Here is a 25672-nt window from a genome sequence, read left to right on the forward strand (position 1 = left end):
GCCCGTGACGAGTCGTCGAACGGGCCGGCCGGACGGCGGGGACGGTCAGTAGCGGTCGACCTGCGGCGGTTCCGGCAGGGGGTATCCGGACGGGCCGACAGTGGATTCGAGGGCGGCCTGCCAGGCCCCGCTCGAGATCATCTCTTCGATCGCGTCGTTGATCTGGTTGCGGGACTCGGTGTCGCCCTTGGCCAGACCGATACCGTAGCGCTCTTCCGTGAACGGCTCGCCCACGACCTTCAACTGGCCCGGGTACTGGGCCGCGTAACCGGCGAGAATGATGTCGTCGGTGGTCACGGCGTCGACCGCACCGTTGCGCAGCGCCTCGACGCAGGCGGAGTAGGTGTCGAACTCCTGCAGCTGCACGTCCTGCGCGTAGGTGTCCTTGACCTTCTGTGCGGGGGTGGAGCCGGCCACCGAGCACAGCCGCTTGCCGCCGTTGAGCGACTCCGGTCCGGTGATGTCGGTGTTGTCGGCACGCACGAGCAACGACTGGCCGGCGACGAAGTACGGCCCGGCGAAGTCGACCTTCTCCTTGCGCGTGTCGGTGATCGAGTAGGTGGCGACGATGTAGTCCACCTCACCGTTCTCGATGAGGGTCTCGCGCTGCGGGGACGGGGCTTCCTTGAACTCGATGTTCTCCGGCGCCACTCCCAGCTGCTGCCCGACGTACTTCGCGACCTCGACGTCGAACCCGCTGAAGGTACCGTCGGGGTTGCGCAACCCGAGCCCGGGCTGGTCGAACTTGATGCCGACGACGAGGGAGCCGCTCTCGGCGGACTGCGACACGCTGCGCTGCTCGTCTCCGCCACACGCGGTGGCGAGCACGGCGACGGCGATCGCGCCGATGCCCAGGCGAACCGAGCGGGTGATTCTCATCGAGTACCTCCGTGTTGTGGGTGATGCCGCCCCGGTTCCGGTGCGGCAGCGACGCCGGATCAGTGACTGAGGATCTTGCCGAGGAAGTCCTGGGCGCGGGCGGACTTGGGTGCGGTGAAGAACGTGTCGGGGTCGGTGTCCTCGATGATCTGCCCGTCCGCCATGAACAGCACGCGGTTGCCGGCCTTGCGGGCGAAGCCCATCTCGTGGGTGACGACGAGCATCGTCATGCCCTCCCGGGCCAGCGACGTCATGACGTCGAGCACCTCCTGGACCATCTCGGGGTCCAGCGCCGAGGTCGGCTCGTCGAACAGCATGACCTTCGGGTTCATCGCCAGTGCCCGCGCGATCGCGACGCGCTGCTGCTGGCCGCCCGAGAGCTGCGCGGGATACTTGTCCGCCTGATTGGCGATGCCGACGCGGTCGAGAAGTTGCAGCGCCTGCTCCTTGGCCTCGGTCCTGCCCTTGCGACGGACCTTTACCGGGGCGAGCATGACGTTCTCGAGGATGGTCTTGTGCGCGAACAGGTTGAACGACTGGAACACCATTCCCACGTCGGCTCGCAGCGCCGCGAGCGCCTTACCTTCTGCGGGAAGCAGCTTGCCGTCCACCCGGATCTCGCCCGAGTCGATCGGCTCGAGCCGGTTGATGGTCCGGCACAGGGTGGACTTGCCGGACCCGGACGGCCCCACCACGATCACGACCTGACCCGCCGATACTTCGAGGTTGATGTCCTGCAGCACGTGCAGGGCTCCGAAGTGCTTCTCCACCGCCGACATCGAGATCATCGGGGGTGCGCCGCCTGCCGAGCCGGAGGGCTTCTCGAATTCGACCGCCGCTGGTGTCATGGACAGAACCCTATGCTGCCCGCGCCGCCGTGCCGCAATTTTCGCAAGCCGAGTTCGGACTGCGTAATGGAAAATTTACGGTCGGCCCCGAAAGGCCGGTTCCGGTTCGCCCCGCCGGGTCGCGCGATGGACTAGTTTGTCTCTCTCGGCCCACTTCAGGAGCGGTCCGGCCCCGTGAGCTAGGCTGGGACGTGTCATCGATGGACCATGAACCCCCCAGCGCCCCGGCCGCCCTCGACGCGACCGCCGAGGTCGGCGCCCGCACCTACGAGGTGCGCACCTATGGCTGCCAGATGAACGTGCACGACTCGGAGCGCCTGTCCGGGCTGCTCGAGGACTCCGGGTTCACCAAGGCAGGGCCGGGTGCGCCCGCCGATCTCGTGGTCTTCAACACCTGCGCGGTGCGGGAGAATGCCGACAACAAGCTCTACGGCAACCTGAGCCATCTGCGGCCCGTCAAGGACGCCAACCCGAACATGCAGATCGCCGTCGGTGGGTGCCTTGCCCAGAAGGACCGCGAGGTCGTCGTGAAGAAGGCGCCGTGGGTCGACGTCGTGTTCGGGACGCACAACATCGGCAACCTGCCGGCGCTGCTCGATCGTGCCCGGCACAACCGCCGCGCCGAGGTCGAGATCCTCGAATCGCTCGAGGCGTTCCCCTCGACCCTGCCCGCCCGGCGCGAGTCCAGCTACGCCGGCTGGGTGTCGATCTCCGTGGGCTGCAACAACACCTGCACCTTCTGCATCGTGCCGTCGCTGCGTGGCAAGGAGGTGGACCGCCGGCCCGGTGACATCCTCGCCGAGGTCCGCGCGCTCGTCGACGAGGGCGTCCTCGAGGTGACCCTGCTCGGGCAGAACGTCAACTCCTACGGCCGCTCCTTCGCCGATCCGGAGCAGCCCCGCGACCGCGGCGCGTTCGCCGCGCTGCTGCGCGCCTGCGGCGGTATCGAGGGTCTCGAACGGGTCCGCTTCACCTCCCCGCACCCCGCGGAGTTCACCGACGACGTCATCGAGGCGATGGCGCAGACCCCGAACGTGTGCCCGCAGCTGCATATGCCGCTGCAGTCCGGCTCGGACCGCGTCCTGCGCGCGATGCGCCGCTCGTACCGCAAGGAGCGGTTCCTCGGGATCATCGAGAAGGTGCGCGCGGCCATGCCGCACGCGGCGATCACCACCGATATCATCGTCGGGTTCCCCGGCGAGACCGAGGAGGACTTCCAGGAGACCCTCGACGTCGTCGAGAAGGCCCGGTTCACCAGCGCCTTCACCTTCCAGTACTCCAGGCGACCCGGCACGCCGGCCGCGGAGATGGACGGCCAGCTGCCCAAGGCGGTGGTGCAGGAACGGTACGAACGGCTCATCGCGCTGCAGGAGCGGATCACCCTCGAGGAGAACCTCGCGCTCGTCGGCAGGGAGGTCGAGTTGCTCGTCGCCGCGGGGGAGGGCCGCAAGGACTCCGAGACCGCCCGGATGAGCGGCCGCGCCCGTGACGGCCGGCTCGTGCACTTCCGGCCCGAGGGCAACATCGACCGTGCGGTTCGCCCGGGCGACGTCGTCACGATCGTGATCAGCGAGGCCGCCCCGCACCATCTGGTCGCGGACACCCCGATCCTGACTCATCGGCGCACCCGCGCCGGCGACCGGTTCGAGCAGGGCCGCACCCCCAAGACGCCCCCCATCGGGGTGGGGCTCGGTCTCCCGCAGATCGGTGTGCCCGAGCCACTTCCGGCACAGACGGGATGTGACGCATGACCGCGAGCGGCCCCGACGAGGGCAGGACGCCCGGCGACGACGCCGGGGACGACGGAAGGGATCCGATGGACGAAGTCCGCGCCGACCTCGAGGCAGCCGAACGCAAGATCGCCGGCGAGATCGACCCCGGCGCCCGCGCGCTCGTCGTCGCGGTCGCGGTGCTCGTGCTGCTCGGCTCGTTCAGCCTGCCCCATGCCGGGGCGGCCAACGGGTGGGAGGTGCTGTCCTTCGCCCCCGACGCGACCGCCGAGTCCATCGCGCTGCCCTCCCGCATCTTCGTGTGGCTCGCTCTGGTGTTCGGCGCGATCTTCTCCATCCTGGCGCTCGTCACCCGCCGGTGGGTGCTGGCGTGGCTGGCGCTGGCCGGCTCCGCGGTGTCGATCGTGTTCGGCATGCTCTCGATCTGGTCGAGGCAGACCCTGCCGGTCGGCGACCCGGGCGCGGGACCGGGCATCGGCCTGATCCTGGGCTGGATCACCGTCATGGTGCTCACCTTCCACTGGGCGAAGGTGGTGTGGACGCGCACCGCGCTTCAGCTCGCCGCCGAGGAGGAACTCCGCAACGCGGCCGCCCAGCAGGAGAACAAGGGCCTGCTCGACGACTGACCGCCCGGGACCGGACGAACGACGGTGCCCCCGGCTCGAACGAGCCGGGGGCACCGTCGTGTCCGGAGGGGCGCTCAGCGCTCCCCGACGGCTCCTTCCGCGGCGTCGGCCCATTCCCGCCACTGCTGCGCCTGCGCGAGCGCACTCTCGGCGTCCTTCGGGCGGCCCGCGGCGGTGGCCTTGGCGGCCTGCTCCTCGAACTGGCGCACGCGCTCCCGGAACTGGGCGGCACGGGCGAGCGCCTCCGGGTCGGTGCGCCGCCATTCGGACTCGGCAGCCTCGCGGACCCGCTTCTCGATCGCCCGCAGACGGCTCTCGAGGTCGTGCATCCGCTCCCGCGGGACCTTGCCGATCTCCTCCCACCTGTCCTGCAGCTCGCGCAGCCGGGCCCGGGCGGCGTCGATGTCCGCCGCCGGATCGATCGACGCCGCCGACTGCAGCAGCGCCTCCTTCGCCTGCGCGTTCTCCTCGAACTCCGCGTCCCGCTCCGAGGCGGCCGCGTTGCGGGCGGCGAAGAACACGTCCTGGGCGCCCTTGAACCGCTTCCACAGCTGATCGTCGGCCTCGCGCGGCGCCCGACCGGCCGCCTTCCACTCGGCGAGAAGTTCCCGGAACGCGGCCGCCGTCGCACCCCAGTCGGTCGAGTCCTGCAGTTCCTCGGCCTGCGCCACGAGATCCTCCTTGCGGGCCCGGGCGGCGGCGCGCTCGCGGTCCAGTTCGGCGAAGTGCGCGCCGCGCCGGCGGTTGAACGCCTCGCGGGCCTTCGAATAGCGCCGCCACAGGGCGTCGTCGACCTTACGGTCCACGCCGCGGATCGTCTTCCACTCCTCGAGGATCTCCCGCAACCGGTCGCCGGCAGCCTTCCACTGGGTCGACTCGGCGCCGATCTGCTCGGCCTCGGCCGCGAGGGCCTCCTTGCGGGCGGTGGCCGCCGCCCGCTGGTGCTCCTTCTCCTGTTTCGCGGCGACCGCCGCCTTCTCCGAGTCCGCGACGATCGCCGCGAGCCGCTCGGCGAGGGTGTCGAGGTCACCGATCACGGCGGCGGTGGGCAAGGACTCCGCGAGCGCCTGGGCCGCCGCCCGGGTCTTCTTCGCGTCCCCGGTGCCCGAGCTCAGCCGCGACTCGAGGATCGCCACCTCGGTCGCGAGGTCGTCGTACCGGCGGCCGAAGTGGGCAAGCCCCTCGGCGGCGTCGCCCGCCTGCCAGGACCCGATGCACCGCTCGCCCTCGGCGGTCTTCACCCACGCCGTGCCGTCCTCGTCGACGCGGCCCCACCGGCTCGGATCGCTGGCCGGGACCGTGGGCTGCGGATGGGGATGGGCGGCCGGGTGCGGCTTGGGTGCCGACGACTCGGGGGCCGGCCGCTGCCGACCCGGTTTGGGAGCGCCCGGCTTCGGAGCGCGGGATTCCTGCGTTGCGTTCGGGTCGGTCATCGGTCCTCATCTCTGCCGCGCGGCACGGCTGCCTGGTCGCACTGGTTCGCGTGGTCGGGCCGCGGAGGTCGCTCCGAGACCACGCCCGCCCACTATTGAAACAGGTCGCACGGCCGGGAGGCGGCGGGTCGGGTCGACTACGGTGGCCCGTGTGTTGATCGCCGCGGCGTTCGTGCCGTCCCCACCCCTGCTCGTTCCCGAGTTGACCGGCTCCGCGGCCGCCGAGACCGCCGACCTGCGCGCCGCCGTGCTCGACGTCGGGGCGGAACTGCGCGCCGCGGCGCAGTGGGTCGTCGTCGGTACGGGCACGGAGGCCGCGCACCTCCCGGACACGGCCGTCGGAACGTTCCGCGGCTTCGGTGTCGACCTGGCCGTATCGCTCGGGCCGGCGACCGCGGGGACGCCCGATCCGCAGCTGCCGCTGCCGGCCCTGATCGCGGGCTGGTTGCGCGACCGGACGGCGCCGGTCGTGCGCGCCACCACGCACGTCGTGCCGGCCGACACGACCCCGCAGGACTGCGCCCGCTTCGGGCGGCGGCTGCGCGGCGCCCTGGACGCGGACCGCACCCCGACGGCCCTGCTCGTGGTCGCGGACGGCCCGGCCACGCTCACCGCGAAGGCACCCGGGGCCTACCACCCCGGGGCGCAGGAGGTGGACGAGGCGCTCGGCGCCGCCCTCGCGGTCGGCGACGCCGCCGCGCTCGCCGCGCTCGACCCGGCGCTCTGCACCGAACTGGTCCTCGACGGCCGCGCCGCATGGCAGGTGCTGGCCGCGGTGTTCGGCTCCGACGGACCGGCGGCGGCCGCCACGACCCACAGCAGCGCGCCGTACGGCGTGGGATACCACGTCGGGATGTGGCGACCGTGACCCGTGAGCCCCTCCCTCCGGTGGCCGTCGTCGGCCCGACGGCCACCGGCAAGTCCGATCTGGGTCTCGATCTCGCCGAGGAGCTCGGCGGGGAGATCGTCAACATCGATGCGATGCAGCAGTACCGCGGCATGGACATCGGCACCGCCAAGCTGCCCGTCGACGAGCGGCGCGGCATCACCCACCATCAGCTCGACGTCCTCGATGTCACCGAGACCGCCACGGTCGCCCGCTACCAGCAGGCCGCGACCGCCGACGTCGAGGCGATCCGGGACCGCGGCGCCGTGCCGATCATCGTCGGCGGCTCGATGATGTACGTGCAGGCCCTCCTCGACGAGTGGCAGTTCCCCGCGACGGATCCGCAGGTACGGGCCAAGTGGGAGGCGCTGCTCGCCGACGAGGGGGTGGCCGCGGTGCACGCGGCGCTGCAGCGGGCCGACCCGGTCGCCGCGGCGACCATCCTCCCCACCGACGGCCGCCGCATGGTCCGCGCCCTCGAAGTGGTCGAGCTCACCGGGGCGCCGTTCGCGGCGTCGCAGCCGCAGATCGGCGATCCCAGATGGGGGACCGTCGTGCTGGGGGTGGACCGGGACACCGTGGCCCTCGACGACCGGATCGCTCGGCGCACGGACCTGATGTTCGAGCGCGGACTGGTCGACGAGGTGGCGGCGCTGTGCGAACAGGGGCTGCACGAGGGGGTGACGGCCCGTCGGGCGATCGGGTACGCGCAGGTGCTCGAGTACCTGGCCGGTGAGTGCGACCTCGCCCACGCCCGCGAGCGCACCTTCATCGGGACGCGGCGCTACGTGCGCCGGCAACGCTCGTGGTTCCGCCGGGATCCGCGGGTGCACTGGCTCGACGGTGCCGATCCGGCGCTGCGGGACACGGCGCTGCGGGTTCTCGCCGATGCGAACCGTCGTTAAGGTGACGGGCATGGACTTCAGCAAGGGCCACGGCACCGAGAACGACTTCGTGATCCTCCCGGATCCCGACGTGCGGATCTCCCTCGAGCCGAAGCGGGTGGCGGCGCTGTGCGACCGCCGTCGCGGCCTCGGGGCGGACGGGGTCCTGCGCGTCGCGCGCGCCGGGGCGCTGGTCGACGCCGGGGTTCTGCCGGCACTGCCCGAGGGGACGGACGCCGACGACTGGTTCATGGACTACCGCAACGCCGACGGCTCGATCGCTGAGATGTGCGGCAACGGGGTGCGGGTGTTCGCGCACTTCGTCACCGCCAGCGGGCTCGAGTCGCGCGGCGAGTTCGTCGTCGGCAGCCGCGCCGGCGGCAAGCCGGTGCAGGTGCACAGCGCCGACGCCACCCACGGCGAGGTCACCGTCGACATGGGTGTGGTGCGGGAGCTGGGGGAGTCGACGGCCACCATCGAGGGCCGGGTGTACCGCGGGCTGGGCATCGACGTCGGCAACCCGCACCTGGCCTGTGTCGATCCGCACCTGACCGCGGCGACCCTGGCCGCCCTCGACCTTTCCGGTCCGGGTTTCGACCCCGGCTTCTTCCCGCAGGGGGTCAACATCGAGTTCCTCACGCCCATCTCCGCGGGCGCGGTGGACATGCGGGTGTACGAGCGGGGCGTGGGGGAGACCCGGTCCTGCGGCACCGGCACGGTCGCGGCCGCCGCCGCGGCGTTGCGTTTCGACGGGTCCGGCTCCGGTACGGTCCAGGTGCACGTCCCCGGCGGGACCGTGCAGGTGCGCCTCGAGGACGGCCGGGCCGCGTTGCGCGGCCCGTCGGTGCTGGTGGCGTCGGGCACGATCGGCGACGACTGGTGGGGCGGCCTGGACTGACTCCCGGCCCGGCGGCGCCGGTGCGCCGCGCGGGTTTCGCCCTGCGCGGACACCCGGAAAGTCGCATGCGTCGGCGCGTCCGACGTGGGACGATGGTCGTGTATGACGAACACACGACGAAACGAATCGGCCACCGACGACGCGGACCGCGTCGCGGGCTGGGCCCCCGCCGACCCGTCGGTCGGCGAGATGCAGCTCGAGGACCGCAGCGCCCTGCGCCGCGTCGCCGGGCTGTCCACCGAACTCGAGGACATCACCGAGGTCGAATACCGGCAGCTCCGCCTCGAGCGGGTCGTGCTGGTCGGGGTGTGGACCGGCGGCACCGCGGCCCAGGCCGAGGCCAGCCTCGCCGAGCTCGCCGCACTGGCCGAGACCGCGGGCTCCGAGGTACTCGAGGGCCTGATCCAGCGCCGGGACCGTCCCGACGCCGCGACCTACATCGGCTCCGGCAAGGCCGAGGAACTGCGCCAGGTGGTGCTGGCCACCGGTGCCGACACCGTCATCTGCGACGGCGAGCTCACCCCTGCGCAGCTGACCGCCCTGGAGAAGATCGTCAAGGTCAAGGTCATCGACCGCACCGCACTGATCCTCGACATCTTCGCCCAGCACGCCACCTCCCGTGAAGGCAAGGCGCAGGTATCGCTCGCGCAGATGGAGTACATGCTGCCGCGACTGCGCGGCTGGGGCGAGTCGATGTCGCGGCAGGCCGGCGGCCGTGCCGGCAGCAACGGCGGCGTGGGCCTGCGCGGTCCCGGCGAGACGAAGATCGAGACGGACCGTCGCCGCATCCGCGAACGGATGGCCAAGCTGCGCCGCGAGATCAAGGCGATGAAGTCCGTTCGCGACACCAAGCGCACCCGGCGCATGCGCAACCGCATCCCGTCGGTCGCCATCGTCGGCTACACCAACGCCGGCAAGTCCAGCCTGCTCAACAAGCTCACCGGTTCCGGTGTGCTGGTGCAGAACGCGTTGTTCGCGACGCTCGACCCGACCACCCGCCGGGCCGAACTGCCGGACGGACGGGAGTACGTGCTCACCGACACCGTCGGCTTCGTGCGGCACCTGCCGACCCAGCTCGTCGAGGCGTTCCGCTCCACCCTCGAGGAGGTCACGGACGCGGACCTGCTGCTGCACGTGGTGGACGGGTCCGATCCGTTGCCGACGGACCAGATCAAGGCCGTGCGCGAGGTGATCACCGACGTGCTGCGCGAGTCCGACGCTCCGCCGCCGCCCGAGCTGATCGTGGTGAACAAGGTCGACGCCGCCGACCCGCTGACCCTCACCGAGCTGCGCGCCCTGCTGCCCGACGCGGTGTTCGTCTCGGCGCGCAGCGGCGAGGGACTCGACGAACTGCGCGAGCACCTCGCCGCGCTGCTCGAGCACCCGGACGTCGAGGTGAAGGTGCTGCTGCCGTACACGCGGGGCGACCTGCTCGCGCGGATCCACTCGGACGGGCAGGTCCTGAACTCCGCGCACGAGGTGGACGGTACGCGCGTGCATGCCCGCGTGCCGCAGGCGCTCGCGTCGGCCCTGGTCGAGTACGCCGCCTAGTGCGCGGGGCCCTCGTCGGCCTGGTGGCCTCGGCGGCCGTCGTGTCGGCGCCGGCCGCCGCGGCGCAGACCTCCACGGTCCCGATCGCCGAGGTCGACGGTGGCGTGCTGTGCACCCCCACCGATCCCGCCCTCGCGGAGCTGTCGGGCCTCGTCGCCTCCGGTGATCGCGTGTTCGCGGTGCCGGACGCCGGGGCCGACGAGGCGGTGTTCGAGCTCGGGGCCGACTGCGCGGTGGTGCGCCGCATCCCGCCGCCCGTCGACCCGTACGACGTGGAGGACCTCGCCGCCGGTCCGGACGGCCGGCTGTGGCTCGGCGACGTCGGCGACAATCGCGCCGCGCGCGACACCGTCGCGCTGATCTCGGTCGACCCGCAGACCGGCGCGGGCAGCCTGCACCGGCTCACCTATCCCGACGGCCCACGCGACGCGGAGACGCTGCTCGTCCCGCGCGACGGGGTGCCGCTGATCGTCTCCAAGCCGCTGTTCGGCAGTGCCGGGATCTACCGGCCGGCGGGCGGGCGGAGCGTGGACGACCTGCCCGACCCGGGGCCGGTCCCGCTCGAACGCGTCGGATCCCTGACCCTCGGCCCCACGGACACCCCCGGCGGACCCGTCGGCGGGGCCTCCTCCGCGCTGGTCACCGGTGGCGCGGTCAGCGCCGACGGCACCGTCGCCGCAGTGCGCACGTACACCGATGTCTACCTCTTCCACGCCCCCGACGGCGACGTCGCGGCGGCGCTCGCGGCGGGCCCGGCCCTGCGGGTGCCGGTGCCCCACGAACCCCAGGGCGAGGCGGTGGCCTTCACCGCGAGCGGGGACCTGCTGACCGCTTCCGAATCCGCCGACGGCGCCCTGCCGGGAGTGCGGGTGTGGCGCGACGTGGTGGGCCTGTTCCGGCCCACGCCTGCGGAGGAGCCGGCGCAGACCCCGGACGGGGCGATGCCCGCGGCGATCGCCGCGGGCATCGTGGTGATCGCAGCCGCCGCAGGCGGGCTGTGGCGACGGGCCGCGCGCCGCCGCCGGGGCTGACGTCAGGCGTCGAGGTCGGCGGCCACCAGCTCGGCGACCCGGGCGAGCACGTCGGTGTCGTCGCTGGTCACGGTGACCTCGGTGCCCTGGGTGGCGCCGAGCGTCATGATGAGCAGCGCCGAGCCCGCGTCGACGGGTTCGCCGCCGTCCACGGCCAGGGTCACCGGGACTCCGGAGGCGACCACGGCTTCGGCGATGATGCCGGCCGGCCGGGCATGCAGGCCGATGGACGAGCCGACGGTGACGGTGGTGCTGGGCATGGGAACTCCTTCGGGGTAGGGACGGTCGTCGGATCCGATCAGGCGACGGCGGGCTGGGCCGCGGTGTCGCTGCTGCGCAGGTGGGCGGGCCGGTGCACCTCCTTGGCGAGGGTCACGCACAGCGCACCCACGACGGTGCCGGCGGCGAGGGCGACCAGGAACCACAGCAGGTTGCCGATGGCGAAGAACACGAAGATGCCGCCGTGCGGGGCGCTGAGGGTCGTCCCGGTGGCCATCACGATCGCGCCGGTGACGGCGCCGCCGGCCATCATCGACGGGATCACCCGAAGCGGGTCCGCCGCCGCGAACGGGATCGCTCCCTCGGAGATGAACGAGGCACCGAGCAGCCATGCGGCCTTGCCGTTCTCGCGTTCGGCGGTGCTGTAGATGCCCGGCCGCAGCGTCGACGACAGTGCCATCGCCAGCGGCGGCACCATGCCGGCGGCCATCACGGCCGCCATGATCTGCAGCGAGGCGTTGTTCGAGACGTCGAGCCCGGCGACGGCGAAGGCGTAGGCGGCCTTGTTGACCGGGCCGCCGAGGTCGAAGCACATCATCAGGCCGAGGATCACGCCGAGGATGACGACCGAACTCCCGGACAGGCCGTTGAGCCAGTTCGTCAGGCCCGTGGTGATCGCGGCGAGGGGCTTGCCGAGGACGAGGAACATGAGGGCGCCGACGATGAGGGTGGCGAACAGCGGGATGATCACCACCGGCATCAGCCCGCGGGCCCACACCGGGACCGGGATGCGACCCACCCACAGCGCTGCGAAGCCTGCGATGAGGCCGCCGACGAGGCCACCGATGAAGCCGGCCCCGACGAACACGGCCACCGCGCCGGCGGTGAAGCCGGGCGCCAGGCCGGGCCGGTCCGCGATCGCGAAGGCGATGAAGCCCGCCAGGGCGGGCACCAGGAATGAGAACGCCAGCGAGCCGAGCTGGAACAGAACCGCGCCGAGATAGGTGGTCAGGCCGCCGTCCGGGAGGTCGGTCAGCGAGTTGCCGACCACGATGTCGGCGGCGGGCTCGGTGATCTCGTACCCGCCGAGCAGGAATCCGAGGGCGATGAGCAGGCCGCCCGCGGCGACGAACGGGATCATGTAGCTCACGCCGGTCAGCAGGATCTGACGCAGCCGGGTGCCCCAGCCGACCTCCCCCGCCGAGGGTTCGTCGGCGGCCGCAGCCACGGCGGCGGCGTCGACGGTGCCCGCGGACGGGTCCTTCGCCGCGCGCATCGCCTCGGCGACCATCACGTCGGGCTCGTTGATCGCCCGTTTGACGCCCGAGGCGACCACCGGTTTGCCAGCGAACCGTTCGCGGTTCTTCACGCCGACGTCGGTGGCGAAGATGACGGCGTCGGCGCCGGCGATCACGGACGCCGGCAGGGGGGTGCTGCCGCTCGAACCCTGGGTCTCGACCCGCACCGTGACCCCGGCGCGTTCGCCCGCGGCCTTGAGGGCATCGGCGGCCATGTAGGTGTGGGCGATTCCCGTCGGGCAGGCGGTGACAGCGACGATGGTGCGCTCGGCGGCCGGGGTGGGTTCGGGCGCCGGGGTGGCCGGCGCGGACTCGGCGGCCGGGGCCGCGGTGGTGGCCGGGGCCGGTTTCGGCAGAACCCCCTCGACCAGCGCGATCACGTCCGCGGGTGTGGGCGCGTCGCGCAGTGACCCGACGAAGTCCGGCCGCACGAGTGCCCGGGCGAGCGACGAGAGCAGCTTCATGTGCTCGGCTCCGGCCCCCTCCGGGGCTGCGATGAGGAACACGAGGTCGGCGGGTCCGTCGGGGGCGCCGAAGTCCACCTTGGGGGACAGTCGCGCGAAGCCGAGCGACGCGGTGGCGACGGCGTCGGCGCGGCAGTGCGGGATGGCGATCCCACCGGGCAGGCCGGTGGCCGACTTGGCCTCCCGGTCCAGGGCGGCGGCCGTCAGTGCCGCCGCGTCGGTGGCGCGGCCGGCGGCGGCCAGCCGCGAGGCCAGCGCGGCGATGACCGACTCCTTGTCGGCGCCGAGGTCTGCGTCGAGCGCGATCAGGCCGTCGTCGATGATCGCGGGCCCGGAGGTGGCGCCGGAAGCGATGTCTGGCATGGCGTGTCCTTACTGGTGGTGAGGGAGGGCTGGGGACGGGGTGTCCAGGGGAACGGGGTGGAGCGGAGCGACCTCGACGGCGCCGGTGTCGACGTCGTCGGGTCCGGGAAGCGTGGTGCCGGGCAGGGCTACGGCCGCCGAGCCGTACGCGACGGCGTGGCGGAGGCGCTCGGCGGGACCGAGCCCGGCCAGCTCCGCGACGAGATAGCCGGCGAGGGAGGAGTCGCCGGCGCCGACAGTGCTGCGCGCGGTCACGGGTCCGGGCACCGCGTGCCAGGCACCCTCGGCGGTGATCAGCACCGCGCCGGCCGCGCCGAGCGTGGCCAGCACCGCCCCGACGCCGCGCTCGACGAGCCGGCGCCCGGCGGCGACGACGGGTCCGGTGTCGCCGGCCGCCGCCGCGGATTCCAGGGCGGCGGCGTCCGCGCCGGTGAGCTGGGCGAGCTCGTCCGAGTTCGGTTTGAGCAGGTCGGGGGCGGCGTCGGGGAACCGGGCCGCGAGCGACAGCAGGGGAGACTCGGAGGTGTCCACCGCGATGCGGCACGCGACGGACCCGTCGACGGCGGCCGCGCGGACGGAGCGGACGAGGTCGGCGTACCAGTCGGCGGGCACGCCGGGCGGCAGCGATCCGGACATCACCACCCAGCGAGCGTCGGCGGCGGCATCGACGACGGTCCGGCGCAGCGCATCGAGTGTCCCTTCGGTGTACGCCGGGCCGGGCTCGTTGAGCTTGGTGGTGGTGCCGTCGGGCTCGGCGACGGTGATGTTGCTGCGCGCGAAGCCCCCGGTCGGAACGGCGCGGTAGCCGATGCCGTGGTCGTCGAGCGCGGTGAGCAACGGGTCGCCGGTGTTTCCCGGCAGGACGGCCAGGACCGGCCGGCCGGCCGCGCGGAGCACGCGGGCGACGTTGACGCCCTTGCCGCCCGGGTCCACGCGGGTGGCGGCGGCGCGGTGCACGGCGCCGCGGACGAGCGGGCCCGTCAGTGCGACCGTCCGGTCCAGGCTGGGGTTGGCGGTCAGCGTGACGATCATGCCGTCACCACCTCGATTCCGTTGTCGGTGAGCTCTTTGCAGTCGGTGTCGTCGATCTCGGTGTCCGTGACGAGCACGTCCACGGCGTCGACGGGGGCGAAGCTGATCAGGTGCTGTCGGCCGATCTTGGAGGAGTCGGCGAGGACGACCACCCGGTCGGCGCATCGGACCATCGCGCGCTTGACGGCGGCCTCGTCCGGGTCGGGAGTGGACAGGCCGTGGCCGACGCTGAGCGCGTTGGTGCCGATGAAGGCGACGTCGACGTGCAGAGCCCGGAGGAATCGCAGCGCGTCCTCGCCCACGCTGGCCTGCGTGATCCCGCGGACCCGGCCGCCGAGCATGTGCAGGCGCACCGATCCGAGGCCGGCGAGCCGCGCGGCGATCGGAACCGAGTTGGTGACCACCTCGAGGTCCACGTCGGCGGGCAGCGCCGCCACCAGCCGGCCGGTGGTGGTGCCGGCGTCGAACACCACACTGCCGCCGGCGGGGGGAAGGTACCGGGCCGCCGCCGCGGCGATCCGGTCCTTCTGTGCGGCGTGGGTGTGCTCGCGCTCGCTCAGCGCGGGCTCGGTCACCGTGAGCGCTGCGGTGGGGATCGCGCCGCCGTGCACCCGGCGCACATGGCCGAGCCGCTCGAGCAGGGCGAGGTCCCGGCGGACGGTCTCGGTGGTGACGCGGAAACGGGTGGCCAGATCGGCGACGGACATCCGTCCCCGTCGGCCGATCAGCTCGGCGATCGCCTGCTGCCGTTCCTCTGCGTACACGCCGGGCTCCTCACCGCCGAAATGTTGGTTTATGTTGTTTTACGCCCGTATGTGTTGACATGTCAATGGTTCGGAGTAATCTCGATCACAGAATTACCCCGGAGGCCCATCCCGACACACCGGGCGGCGAGGAGGAGACATGGAGAAGGTGATTCCCGCAGCGGCGGAGATGTCGATCGTTCGGGGCACGCCCGTCGTGCCCGGGGTTGCCTACGGCCCAGTCGTGCGCCCCGCGCCGCGGCCGCAGATACCCGCCACGTTCGAGAGCATCCCGGACACCGCGCGCGACGCCGAGGCGGAGCGTTTCCGGGCGGCCGCCACCACCGTCGCGGACCGGCTGCGCAGCCGCGCCGGCCAGGCCTCGGGCGCCGCCGCCGAGGTCCTGCTCGCCAACGCCCAGCTCGCCGAGGACCGCGGCTGGCTCGGCGCCGTCGCCGCGAAGATCCGCAGCGGAGCCGGCGCGGTCGAGGCCGCCGTCGGCGCCACCGACCAGTTCGCCGACATGTTCACCAAGCTCGGCGGGCTGATGGCCGAGCGCGTCACCGACCTCCTCGACATCCGCGACCGCGTGCTCGCCGAGCTCAGCGGCCACCCCGAACCCGGTCTCGACCTGCCCGAGGAACCGTCGATTCTCTTCGCGGAGGACCTCGCCCCCGCCGACACCGCCGGCCTCGATCCGACCCGCGTGATCGGGCTCGCCACCACCCTCGGCGGGCCCACCAGCCACACCGCGATCATCGCCCGGCAGCTCGGCATCCCCTGCGTGGTCGCGGCGGCCGACCTGGACACCGTTCCCGCCGGCACCCGCGTCCTCCTCGACGGGGCCGCCGGTGAGATCCGTCTCGACCCCGACCCCGAAGGCGCGGCCGCTGCGGTCGCCGCCGACCGCAGCGAGCGTGCGCGCATCGCGTCCTGGGCCGGCCCCGGCACCACCGCGGACGGTCATCGTGTCGAGATCCTCGCGAACGTGCAGGACGGCGCCGGTGCCCGTGCCGCCCGCGAGACCCCGGCCGAGGGGGTCGGCCTGTTCCGGACCGAGCTGTGCTTCCTGGACCGGGAAACCGAGCCGACCGTCGAGGAACAGGCCGCGATCTACGCCGAGGTCTTCACCGCCTTCGCCGGCCGGAAGGTCGTCCTGCGGACCCTCGACGCGGGCTCCGACAAGCCGCTGCGCTTCGTCAACCATCCCGACGAGCACAACCCCGCACTCGGGTTGCGCGGCATCCGGATCGCGACCGCCACCGAAGGACTGCTCGACCGGCAGCTCGACGCCGTCGCCGCCGCGGCCGCCCGCACGGGCGCCGCGCCGTGGGTGATGGCGCCGATGATCGCGACCGTCGCGGAGGCCGCGCACTTCGCCGCCGCCGTCCGCGCCCGCGACCTCGTGCCCGGGGTGATGGTGGAGGTGCCGGCTGCCGCGCTGCTCGCCGAACGCCTCCTCGAACACGTCGACTTCCTGTCGATCGGCACCAACGACCTCGCGCAGTACACGATGGCCGCGGACCGCATGTCGCCGCACCTCGCGGCCCTCACCGACCCGTGGCAGCCGGCCGTGCTGGCCCTGGTCGCCCGCACCGCCGCCGCCGGGCGCGCGGCCGGCAAGCGGGTCGGGGTGTGCGGGGAGGCGGCAGCCGACCCGTTGCTCGGCTGTGTCCTGACCGGCATGGGGGTCACCTCGTTGTCCTGTGCGGCAGCGGCCGTCGCCGGCGTCGGCTCCCGCCTGGCCACGGTCACCCTCGACCGGTGCCGCGAGGCCGCGGACGAAGTGCTCCGCACCGTCGACCCCGGCGAGGCGCGCGAGGCGGCGGCCCGCGTGCTCGCCTGACCGAGGTGATCCGCGTCGGGAGCGACCCCCGCGACCTGCTCCCGGAGCCGGCCGGCGCCTACCATTCCCCGTTGTGAACGAACAACTGAGGACGCGGACGGCCGGGTTCGGCTGGACCCTGCACGGCGACGGACGTCGCGTTGCCGACGGCGAGGTCGTCGCCCCGGACGAACGACTGTCCTGGCCCCGCACCGTGGGCATCGGCATGCAGCACGTGATCGCGATGTTCGGCGCCACGCTGCTCGTGCCGACGATCACAGGCTTCCCGGTCACCACGACGCTGCTCTTCTCCGGTGTCGGCACCGCCCTGTTCCTGCTGATCACCCGCGGCCGGGTGCCCAGCTATCTCGGCTCGTCGTTCGCGTTCATCGCGCCGCTGGCGGCCTCGGCCGGCGAGGGCCCCGCCGCCCAGCTCGGCGGCATCGTCGCCGTAGGAGTCGCCCTCGCGCTCGTCGGTCTCGTCGTCAAGGCGCTGGGGTCCCGCGTCGTCGACGCGCTGATGCCGCCCGTCGTGACCGGCGCGATCGTCGCCCTCATCGGCCTGAACCTCGCGCCGGTCGCGGTCGGATCCTTCGAGGCCCAGCCGCTCGTCGCGGCGATCACGCTGGCCGCGATCCTGCTCGTCACGGTGCTCGGCCCCGGCCTCGTCGGCCGCCTCGGCATTCTCGTCGGCGTGATCGTCGGCTGGCTCTTCGCCGCCGTCTCCGGCGGCCTCGCCGAGGAACGCGTCGCGGCCCTGCGCGACGCCGCGTGGTTCGGCCTGCCCGAACTGCGCGCCCCCGCGTTCGAGCTGTCCGTGGTGCTGATCGCCCTGCCCGTCGTGGTGGTTCTCGTCGCCGAGAACGTCGGCCACGTCAAGGCCGTGGCGGCCATGACCGGCCGCAATCTCGACGACGTCGCCGGCGACGCGCTGCTCGCCGACGGCCTGGCCACGACGCTCGCCGGGGTCGGTGGCGGCTCGGGCACCACCACCTACGCCGAGAACATCGGCGTGATGGCCGCGACGCGGGTGTACTCGACCGCGGCGTACTGGGTGGCCGCCGCGACGGCCGTGGTCCTCGCCTTCTCCCCGAAGTTCGGTGCCCTCGTCTTCACCGTCCCGGACGGCGTGCTCGGCGGCGCCACCCTGGTCCTGTACGGCTTGATCGGCATCCTCGGCGTGCGGATCTGGATGGAGGCGAAGGTCGATTTCACCGATCCGGTCAACCTCACGGTGGCCGCCGCCGCGCTCGTGGCCGGGATCGGCGACCTCACCCTCACTGTGGGTTCCGTCGAACTCGGTGGCATCGCGTGGGGCTCGATCGGCATCCTGATCGCCTACCCGCTCCTGCGGCGATTGGCGGACCTGCGCCGCCGGCCGCCCGGCGTGTCCGGTCACAAATAACGCTCGTTCCTGTCAGCGTCAGACCCGTCCTCCGATGTCTACCGTGAGCGTGACGTACGTCATCGGATACAGGAGCGCACATGGAACGCACCCTCTTCGAGCCCGAGCACGAACTTTTCCGCGAGTCGTACCGGAAGTTCCTCGAGCAGGAGGTGGCTCCCTTCCACGAGCAGTGGGAGCAGGACAAGATCGTCGACCGTGAGGTCTGGAAGAAGGCAGGCGCGCAGGGCTTCCTGGGCATGGCCGTGCCCGAGGAGTACGGCGGCGGCGGTGTCGAGGACTTCCGCTACAACACGATTGTCACCGAGGAGACCACGCGCGGAGGTTTCAGCGGCATCGGTTTCATGCTGCACAACGACGTCGTGGCGCCGTACCTGCTGAAGCTGGCGAACGAGGAGCAGAAGCGGCGCTGGCTGCCGGGATTCTGTTCCGGCGAGATCATCACCGCGATCGCGATGACCGAGCCCGGCACGGGCAGCGACCTGCAGGGCATCAAGACCCGCGCGGTGCGGGACGGCGACGAGTGGATCCTCAACGGTTCCAAGACCTTCATCACCAACGGCATCAACGCGGACCTGGTGATCGTCGTCGCCTGCACCGACCCGGACAAGGGGGCGCAGGGCTTCTCGCTCCTCGTCGTCGAGCGCGGGATGGCCGGCTTCGAGCGCGGCCGCAATCTCGACAAGATCGGCCTCGCGGCGCAGGACACCGCCGAGCTGCACTTCACCGACGTGCGGGTGCCCGCCGCCAACCTCCTCGGTGAGGAGGGCCTGGGCTTCATCTACCTGATGCAGAACCTGCCGCAGGAGCGCCTGTCGATCGCCGTGGTGGCGGCGGCGGCGATGGAGGCCGTGCTCGAGGACACGATGCAGTACTGCCGCGACCGCAAGGCGTTCGGCAAGTCGATCGGCAGCTTCCAGAACACCCGGTTCGAGCTGGCGGAGCTGGCCACCGAGACCACCCTCGCGCGCGTGTTCGTCGACAGGTGCATCGAGCAGCTCAACGCCGGAACCCTGAGCGTGCAGGAGGCGGCGATGGCCAAGTACTGGACCACCGACAAGCAGGTCGAGCTGATCGACCGGTGCCTGCAGTTGCACGGCGGTTACGGCTACATGCGCGAATACCCGGTCGCGAAGGCGTATCTCGATGCCCGCGTGCAGAAGATCTACGGCGGCACCAACGAGATCATGAAGGACATCATCGGCCGCGGCCTGAATCTCTGACCGGCCCCGGGGCACCGGTCCTGGCCCGGAACGAGCACGGGCGGCGCCGCGGATCGCGGCGCCGCCCGCGCGCGTTCGCGGGGAGGAGCGAGGTCAGAGCTTGCGGATCACGGTGACGACCTTGCCCAGGATGACGGCGTCGTTGCCCGGAATCGGTTCGAACATCGGGTTGTGCGGCATCAGCCACACGTCCTTCTTCACGCGCTTGAACGTCTTCACGGTCGCTTCGCCGTCGAGCATCGCGGCGACGATATCGCCGTTGTCCGCGACGTTCTGCTGGCGCACCACCACCCAGTCACCGTCGCAGATGGCCGCATCGACCATCGATTCGCCGACGACCTTGAGCAGGAACAGCGAACCCTGCCCCACCAGTTCTCTCGGGAGCGGGAACACGTCCTCGACGGACTCCTCCGCCAGGATCGGACCGCCCGCCGCGATTCTGCCCAGCACGGGAACCATGGCGGCCGGCGTGGCGGCCTCGGCGGCGGTGTCGACCCCCTCCGCCGGCTGCGCCTGCGGGGCCGCAGGCTGCGGATCGTCGAGGCCGCGCACGTCCACTGCCCGGGGGCGGTTCGGATCGCGCCGGAGGAAGCCCTTGCGTTCGAGGGTGCGCAACTGGTGCGCCACCGACGAGGTGGAGTTGAGGCCCACCGCGTCGCCGATCTCGCGGATGCTCGGAGGGTAGCCCCGTTCGGTGACCGATTCGCGGATCACTTCGAGGACGCGGCGCTGGCGTTCGGTCAGGCCGGCGGCCGGATCGGCGGTGGTCGTCCGGCTCCGCCCGGCCCGGGGATGGCCGTCCGTCATGATCGTGACCTCCGTGCGTCGTGTGTCGGATGTGCTGGATGTGATGGATCGAATCTAGCTCTCCGATGGCCGGTTATCAAACATCTGTTCGAGATTTTCGGCCGGTAGTGCTGACTTTGTCGGAGCGGCGTGGTACACATCGAACACACGTTCTTTCGAACAGGTGATCGAATTACTCTCGCCGTCGATCGAGCGGTGACCGAAGTTCCGCCGCGGGCCCCGTCCCGCGGACGAGCGACACGGAGGCCTCGATGAGGACATCAGCAGTTCGCCGCACCGAATGGAACGACACCCGGCACCACCCAGGCCAGTGCGACGACACCGGGCAGTACGACACGGGACACTACGACGACACCGGGCAGTGCGACACAGGGCCGTGCAACGACACCGGGCAGTTCGAGGACCCAGGGCAGTTCGAGGACCCAGGGCAGTACGACACCGGACGGGACGGCGAGGGCCGGGCACGACGCTCCGCGGCGACGCACCTCGCCCGGCGGCCGCATGAGGCACCGGACCGGCGGCTGCCGGTCCGCCCGGATCCGGGGGTGGTGGACTACCGGCGCGCTCCGGTCCGGGTCTCGCGCGTCCCGCACCGGCCCGCCGGGACCGCGCAGCCCGGCCTGCGCACCGTACTGGCGACGGCCCTGCTGACCGCGGTCGCGACCGCGGGACTGCTCGGAATTGCCCACCTGCGCACCAGCCAGGTTGCGGCCGGGGCCGCACGTACCGACGTCACCGTCGTGCAGGCGGGGGAGTCGCTCGGCGACGTCGCGGCGCGGGTGACTCCGGGTTTGCCCCGCCCCGAGGCGATCGAGCGGATCCTCGAACTCAATGCGATGTCGGACGGCCGTCTGCGGGACGGCCAGACCCTGCTCGTTCCGGCCTCCGCGCCGCGGTGAACCGGCATGGACGGGCGGGTACCGGATCCGGCCGACGATCCGGGTATGCAGGTATTGTCGACTCTTGTCAGTCACACCACCTCGTGTGGTCGCGCCGAGAGCGATTCGCCTGCCGGTGAGTCCGGTCTCGGGAGGACGGCATCGGTTCGACGCCGACGTCGCGGCCAGCACGGCTACGACGAAGGAATCGACATGTACTGCCCGTATTGCCGGCACCCCGATTCCCGCGTCGTCGATTCCCGCGAAGCCGACGAGGGGGCCGCGATCCGTCGCCGAAGGGCATGCCCCCAGTGCGGCAGGCGTTTCACCACCGTCGAGACGGCGGTGCTGTCGGTCGTCAAGCGCAGCGGCGTCACCGAACCGTTCAGCCGGGAGAAGGTGGTGCGCGGGGTGGCCCGTGCCTGCCAGGGCCGCGACGTCGACAACGACGCCCTCAACCTCCTCGCCCAGCAGGTCGAGGACGCGGTGCGGGCCAAGGGTTCCCCGGAGATTCCGAGCAACGAGGTCGGTCTGGCCATCCTCGGCCCGCTGCGGGACCTGGACGAGGTGGCGTATCTGCGATTCGCCTCCGTCTACCGGTCCTTCAGCTCCGCAGAGGATTTCGAGCGCGAGATCAAGGAACTGCGCGAGCACCAGCACCGACGCGAGACCGAGTCCCCGGACTGAGCGCCGCGCCGGGATCCTCGTCGCCGGATCAGCGAATCGCCGCGACGGCCTTGAGGATTCGCGTCTCCGAGATCGGCCCGCGGGTGCCGAGGTGCTGCGCGAACAGGCTGACCCGCAACTCCTCGATCATCCACGAGACCTCCACCACGTCGGCAGCCGTGGCCCGCTCCTCCGGCAGCCGGGCGAGCAGTCGGTCGTACTCGGCGTAGACCCGGTCCAGCACGTCCATGCCCTGCCGGTCGCGAAGCGCGCTCGCCGGCAGCGATTCGAGCCGGTGTGCCGCCGCCGCCAGGTAGCGGGGCAGGTCGGCCAGCCGGGCACTGCCGAGTTCGGCGACGAAACCCCGGAACAGCAGCGAGGTCAGCTGTTCACGCACGTCCTCGGCGGCCTCGCCGCGCACCCGTTCGAGCAGCACCTCCACCTCGTGTGCCGTGGCCAGGGCGGGGACGACGAGCTTCAGCAGCGCCGCCACCCGGCCCGGCAACTGGGCCCGCACCACCTTCGCCAGCGCGGTGAACTCGTCCGGTGTGCGCACCGGCTTGCCGTGCCGGGCGATCAGCTCGTCCACGGCGCACGCCCGGCAGTCCTCGAGCAGATCCTCGAACGAGCCGTCCGGATTGCGGCCGAGCGCCAGCCGTTCGCCGTTGCTCAGGCCCGACGTCGCGGCGCGCGCCTGCATCGGGACCGCCTCGAGCAGCAGAGCCCGCAGCCCGGTGCGCATCGCGGCCTGCTGCGCGTGCGGGGTGCTGAGCACCCGCACGGCCACGCCACCATCCTCGGCGACCAGCGTCGGATATCCGGTCACCTGCTGGCCGGCGACGGTGCGTGTGACCGTGGGCTCGAGGGTGCCGAGCGTCTCGGCTGTCCATACCAGTGCCGGCGCGCGCTCGGTGCTCGACGCCGCCCGGGAGACCTCGGCCTCGACACGGTTCGCCAGCTGCCTGCGCAGCGCGATCAGGCTCTTGCTGCGCGCGAGTACGGCGCCGCGTTCGTCGACGGCCGCGAACGTCATCCGCAGGTGGTCCGGCAGGGCGGTCGGGTCGAAGTCGCTCGGCTCGATCCGCGCCGCGCCGAGCCGCGACAGCTCCCGCGCCATCGCGTTGACGAGCGGCTCGGAGCGCGGCTGCACGGACGCGAGGGCTGCCGCAGCGAAGTCCGGTGCCGGAACGACTTGGCGGCGAAGATGCTTGGGAAGCGTCTTGATCAGGGCGGTGACCAGCTCGACCCGCATACCGGGTACCGACCAGTCGAAGCCGACCGGCCGGACCCCGGCCAGCAGCGCGACGGGAATGCGGACGGTGACGCCGTCCTCCTCGGTGCCGGGCTCGAACTGGTAGGTGAGGGGGAACTGCAGATCGCCCTGCCGCCACGCGTCGGGGTAGTCGCCGCCGAGGACGGTGGGCGCCTCCTGGTTGACCACCGTTTCCGGGGTGAAGGTCAACAGGTCGGGATTCTTCTGCCGCTCCTTCTTCCACCACGCGTCGAAGTGCCGCGCCGAGACGACCTCCGGTCCGACGCGCTGGTCGTAGAACTCGAACAGGGTCTCGTCGTCGACGAGGATGTCGCGCCTGCGGGCCCGGTGCTCGAGCGCCTCCACGTCCTCGAGCAACTCACGGTTGGCGTGGAAGAACCTGTGGCGCGTCCGCCATTCGCCCTGGACGAGGGCATGCCGGATGAACAGCTCGCGTGAGGCCTCGCGGTCGATCGGGCCGTACTGCACGGGCCGTTGCGCGACCAGGGGAATGCCGTAGAGCGTGACCCGCTCGTAGGCCATGGCGGCCTCGCGCCTGGTGGACCAGTGCGGTTCGGAGTAGGTGCGCTTGACCAGGTGCGGAGCGAGCTTCTCGGCCCATTCGGGTTCGATCCGCGCGGTGACCCGAGCCCACAGCCGCGACGTCTCGACCAGCTCGGCGGCCATCACCCAGCGCGGCGGCTTCTTGGACAGCGACGAGCCGGGGAAGATCGCGAACCGGGTCCCGCGCGCGCCGAGGAAGTCCCGCTTCTCGCCCTCACGCACGCCGACGTGCGAGAGCAGCCCGGCCAGCAGCGACTGGTGGATCGCGTCGTGGCCGACGTCCTGATGCCGCGTCTCCCACCCGAGGTTGAGGGTGATCTGGCGCAGCTGGCCCTGCAGATCCTGCCATTCCCGGATCCGCAGCCAGTGCAGGAACTCGTCGCGGCACATCTTGCGGAACCGGCTGGACGACAGTTCCTTCCGTTGCTCCTTCAGGTAGTCCCACAGCTTCAGGTACGCAAGGAAGTCCGAGCCCTCGACGGCGAACCGGGCGTGCTTCTCGTCCGCCGCCTGCTGGAACTCGGCCGGCCGTTCGCGCACGTCCTGGATCGACAGCGCCGCAACGATGATCAGGACCTCGCGCAGGCACCCGTTGCGGTGACCCTCCACGATCATCCGCGCCATGCGCGGATCGACCGGCAACAGCGCGAGTTCGCGTCCGGTGCCGGTCAGTTTCGGTGGTTCGTCCTTCGACGGCGGTTCGAGCGCACCGAGTTCCTCGAGCAGCGCGATACCGTCGCGGACGGCCCGCGGGTCGGGGGCCTCGACGAATGGGAACGAGGCGAGGTCGCCGAGCCCGAGCGCCGTCATCTGCAGCACGACCGAGGCGAGGTTGGTGCGCAGGATCTCCGGTTCGGTGAACTCGGGGCGGGCCTCGAAGTCCTCCTCGGAGTACAGCCGGATACAGATGCCGTCGGCGACGCGGCCGCAGCGGCCGGACCGCTGCCGGGCGGAGGCCTGCGAGATCTCCTCGATGGGCAGTCGCTGGACCTTGGTGCGCACCGAGTAGCGGGAGATCCGCGCGGTGCCGGGGTCGACGACGTAGCGGATACCGGGCACGGTGAGCGAGGTTTCGGCGACGTTGGTGGACAGCACCACTCGCCGGCCGGTGTGTGGGGTGAACACCCGGTGCTGCTCGGCGGCGGACAGCCGCGCGTACAGCGGCAGGATCTCGGTGCCCCGTAGCTTGCGGTCGCGCAGCGCGTCGGCGGTGTCGCGGATCTCGCGTTCACCGGAGAGGAACACGAGGATGTCCCCGTCTCCCTCGGCGCAGAGTTCCTCGACCGCCTCACAGACGGCATCCACCGGGTCGCGGTCGACGAGCGCGGCGCCCACCTCGACCGTCAGGGGACGGTACCGGATCTCGACCGGATAGGTGCGGCCGGAGACCTCGACGATGGGCGCGGGCGTGCCGTCGGCCGCTGCGAAGTGGTTCGCGAACCGTTCCGGGTCGATGGTCGCCGAGGTGATGATCACCTTCAGGTCCGGCCGCCGGGGCAGCAGTTCCTTGAGGTAGCCGAGGATGAAGTCGATGTTGAGGCTGCGTTCGTGGGCCTCGTCGATGACGAGGGTGTCGTACCGGCGCAGCAGCCGATCGCGCTGGATCTCGGCGAGGAGGATGCCGTCGGTCATCAGCTTGATCAGCGTCGAGTCCGACACCCGGTCGGTGAACCGGACGGTGTAGCCGACGGTGTCGCCGAGTTCGGAGTCGAGTTCCTCGGCGATGCGCTCGGCGACCGCCCGGGCCGCGATGCGGCGCGGCTGCGTGTGCCCGATCAGGCCGCGGACGCCGCGGCCGAGTTCGAGGCAGATCTTCGGGATCTGCGTGGTCTTGCCGGAGCCGGTCTCGCCGGCGACGATCACCACCTGGTGGTCGCGGATCGCGGCGGCGATGTCGTCCCTGCGCTGCGAGACCGGGAGGTTGTCGGGGTAGGTGACCGTCGGCACGCCGGCCGCCCGCGCCGCGAGCCGCAACCGCGCCTGCTCGATCTCGTCGGCGATCTTCGCCAGCGCCTCGGGTCCGCGGGCGCGGTCGAGCCGCCGGCGGATGCGGTGCTCATCGCGCAGCGATACCTCGGTGAGGCCTGCCTTCAGGTCGCGACGGGTCGCCCCGGGCGGGGCGGGGGAGCGCGGGGTCTCGGGTGAGGTGGACATGCTGAATCAACAG

General features: G+C 71.9%; 21 protein-coding genes. 12 read left to right on the plus strand and 9 right to left on the minus strand.

Translation table 11 applies throughout. The features are described 5' to 3' along the window. Positions 1-45 precede the first annotated feature (45 nt). Complete coding sequence (locus HFP48_RS12510) at positions 46-879, minus strand: glutamate ABC transporter substrate-binding protein (RefSeq protein ID WP_006948252.1); 834 nt, start codon at positions 877-879, stop codon at positions 46-48. 59 nt (positions 880-938) lie between these two features. Beyond that, the gene (locus tag HFP48_RS12515; protein ID WP_083662503.1) at positions 939-1667 is read right to left on the minus strand and encodes an amino acid ABC transporter ATP-binding protein; all 729 of its coding nucleotides are present in this window, start codon (positions 1665-1667) and stop codon (positions 939-941) included. A 260-nt stretch (positions 1668-1927) separates the two neighbouring features. Here HFP48_RS12515 and miaB point away from each other — a divergent pair, with 260 nt between their 5' ends. Both miaB and HFP48_RS12525 read left to right on the plus strand, forming a co-directional pair. Next, positions 1928-3478, plus strand: a complete 1551-nt coding sequence (miaB, locus tag HFP48_RS12520) for a tRNA (N6-isopentenyl adenosine(37)-C2)-methylthiotransferase MiaB (protein WP_006948250.1) — start codon at positions 1928-1930, stop codon at positions 3476-3478. Then, the gene (locus HFP48_RS12525) at positions 3475-4083 is read left to right on the plus strand and encodes a hypothetical protein (protein WP_006948249.1); all 609 of its coding nucleotides are present in this window, start codon (positions 3475-3477) and stop codon (positions 4081-4083) included. The genes miaB and HFP48_RS12525 overlap by 4 nt, the downstream gene beginning before the upstream one ends. Before the next feature lie 74 nt (positions 4084-4157). On the opposite strand, the gene HFP48_RS12530 is transcribed toward HFP48_RS12525, so the two are convergent. After that, positions 4158-5516 carry a DUF349 domain-containing protein gene (locus HFP48_RS12530; protein WP_072635137.1) on the minus strand — a complete coding sequence of 453 codons (1359 nt, stop codon included), beginning with the start codon at positions 5514-5516 and terminating at the stop codon, positions 4158-4160. Positions 5517-5667: 151 nt separating this feature from the next. Here HFP48_RS12530 and HFP48_RS12535 point away from each other — a divergent pair, with 151 nt between their 5' ends. The 5 genes from HFP48_RS12535 (at position 5668) to HFP48_RS12555 (ending at position 10766) form a co-directional block, all read left to right on the plus strand. Further along, positions 5668-6384, plus strand: coding sequence for a hypothetical protein (locus tag HFP48_RS12535; RefSeq protein WP_029543353.1), 717 nt, complete (start codon positions 5668-5670; stop codon positions 6382-6384). Then, positions 6372-7307 carry a tRNA (adenosine(37)-N6)-dimethylallyltransferase MiaA gene (gene miaA / locus HFP48_RS12540; RefSeq protein WP_029543354.1) on the plus strand — a complete coding sequence of 312 codons (936 nt, stop codon included), beginning with the start codon at positions 6372-6374 and terminating at the stop codon, positions 7305-7307. Before HFP48_RS12535 ends, miaA begins: the two co-directional genes overlap by 13 nt. A gap of 10 nt (positions 7308-7317) precedes the next feature. After that, positions 7318-8184, plus strand: a complete 867-nt coding sequence (dapF, locus tag HFP48_RS12545) for a diaminopimelate epimerase (RefSeq protein ID WP_029543356.1) — start codon at positions 7318-7320, stop codon at positions 8182-8184. A 102-nt stretch (positions 8185-8286) separates the two neighbouring features. Next, positions 8287-9735 carry a GTPase HflX gene (hflX, locus tag HFP48_RS12550; protein WP_006935077.1) on the plus strand — a complete coding sequence of 483 codons (1449 nt, stop codon included), beginning with the start codon at positions 8287-8289 and terminating at the stop codon, positions 9733-9735. Further along, complete coding sequence (locus tag HFP48_RS12555; protein ID WP_029543362.1) at positions 9735-10766, plus strand: hypothetical protein; 1032 nt, start codon at positions 9735-9737, stop codon at positions 10764-10766. Before hflX ends, HFP48_RS12555 begins: the two co-directional genes overlap by 1 nt. Before the next feature lie 2 nt (positions 10767-10768). On the opposite strand, the gene HFP48_RS12560 is transcribed toward HFP48_RS12555, so the two are convergent. Genes HFP48_RS12560 through HFP48_RS12575 form a run of 4 tightly spaced genes read right to left on the minus strand, consistent with a single transcriptional unit; the run spans position 10769 to position 14906 of the window. Then, positions 10769-11026, minus strand: a complete 258-nt coding sequence (locus HFP48_RS12560) for an HPr family phosphocarrier protein (protein ID WP_006935073.1) — start codon at positions 11024-11026, stop codon at positions 10769-10771. Between the two features lie 38 nt (positions 11027-11064). Beyond that, on the minus strand, positions 11065-13110 hold the full coding sequence (locus HFP48_RS12565) for a fructose-specific PTS transporter subunit EIIC (protein ID WP_168579567.1): 2046 nt from the start codon (positions 13108-13110) through the stop codon (positions 11065-11067). Positions 13111-13119: 9 nt separating this feature from the next. Further along, the gene (locus tag HFP48_RS12570) at positions 13120-14142 is read right to left on the minus strand and encodes a 1-phosphofructokinase family hexose kinase (protein WP_168579568.1); all 1023 of its coding nucleotides are present in this window, start codon (positions 14140-14142) and stop codon (positions 13120-13122) included. Then, positions 14139-14906, minus strand: coding sequence for a DeoR/GlpR family DNA-binding transcription regulator (locus HFP48_RS12575; protein WP_006935066.1), 768 nt, complete (start codon positions 14904-14906; stop codon positions 14139-14141). The genes HFP48_RS12570 and HFP48_RS12575 overlap by 4 nt, the downstream gene beginning before the upstream one ends. A 139-nt stretch (positions 14907-15045) precedes the next feature. Here HFP48_RS12575 and ptsP point away from each other — a divergent pair, with 139 nt between their 5' ends. From ptsP to HFP48_RS12590, 3 genes are all read left to right on the plus strand, one after another. Then, entirely contained in the window at positions 15046-16731 is a 1686-nt protein-coding gene (gene ptsP / locus HFP48_RS12580) for a phosphoenolpyruvate--protein phosphotransferase (protein ID WP_168579569.1), read from the plus strand. 73 nt (positions 16732-16804) lie between these two features. Then, complete coding sequence (locus HFP48_RS12585; RefSeq protein ID WP_029543368.1) at positions 16805-18115, plus strand: solute carrier family 23 protein; 1311 nt, start codon at positions 16805-16807, stop codon at positions 18113-18115. Between the two features lie 80 nt (positions 18116-18195). Then, positions 18196-19338, plus strand: a complete 1143-nt coding sequence (locus HFP48_RS12590) for an acyl-CoA dehydrogenase family protein (RefSeq protein WP_029543369.1) — start codon at positions 18196-18198, stop codon at positions 19336-19338. Positions 19339-19431: 93 nt separating this feature from the next. On the opposite strand, the gene lexA is transcribed toward HFP48_RS12590, so the two are convergent. Next, positions 19432-20145 carry a transcriptional repressor LexA gene (lexA, locus tag HFP48_RS12595; protein ID WP_050035126.1) on the minus strand — a complete coding sequence of 238 codons (714 nt, stop codon included), beginning with the start codon at positions 20143-20145 and terminating at the stop codon, positions 19432-19434. 251 nt (positions 20146-20396) lie between these two features. Here lexA and HFP48_RS12600 point away from each other — a divergent pair, with 251 nt between their 5' ends. Then, complete coding sequence (locus tag HFP48_RS12600) at positions 20397-21044, plus strand: LysM peptidoglycan-binding domain-containing protein (RefSeq protein WP_050035127.1); 648 nt, start codon at positions 20397-20399, stop codon at positions 21042-21044. 192 nt (positions 21045-21236) lie between these two features. Beyond that, the gene (nrdR, locus tag HFP48_RS12605) at positions 21237-21710 is read left to right on the plus strand and encodes a transcriptional regulator NrdR (protein ID WP_029543374.1); all 474 of its coding nucleotides are present in this window, start codon (positions 21237-21239) and stop codon (positions 21708-21710) included. 28 nt (positions 21711-21738) lie between these two features. Here the strand turns inward: nrdR and hrpA are convergent, their stop codons facing one another. Then, positions 21739-25659 (minus strand): ATP-dependent RNA helicase HrpA, encoded by a 3921-nt coding sequence (gene hrpA, locus HFP48_RS12610; RefSeq protein ID WP_168579570.1) that lies wholly within the window; start codon positions 25657-25659, stop codon positions 21739-21741. Positions 25660-25672 lie beyond the last annotated feature (13 nt).

Source organism: Rhodococcus sp. DMU1 (genome assembly GCF_012272955.1).
Lineage (GTDB): Bacteria > Actinomycetota > Actinomycetes > Mycobacteriales > Mycobacteriaceae > Rhodococcus > Rhodococcus aetherivorans.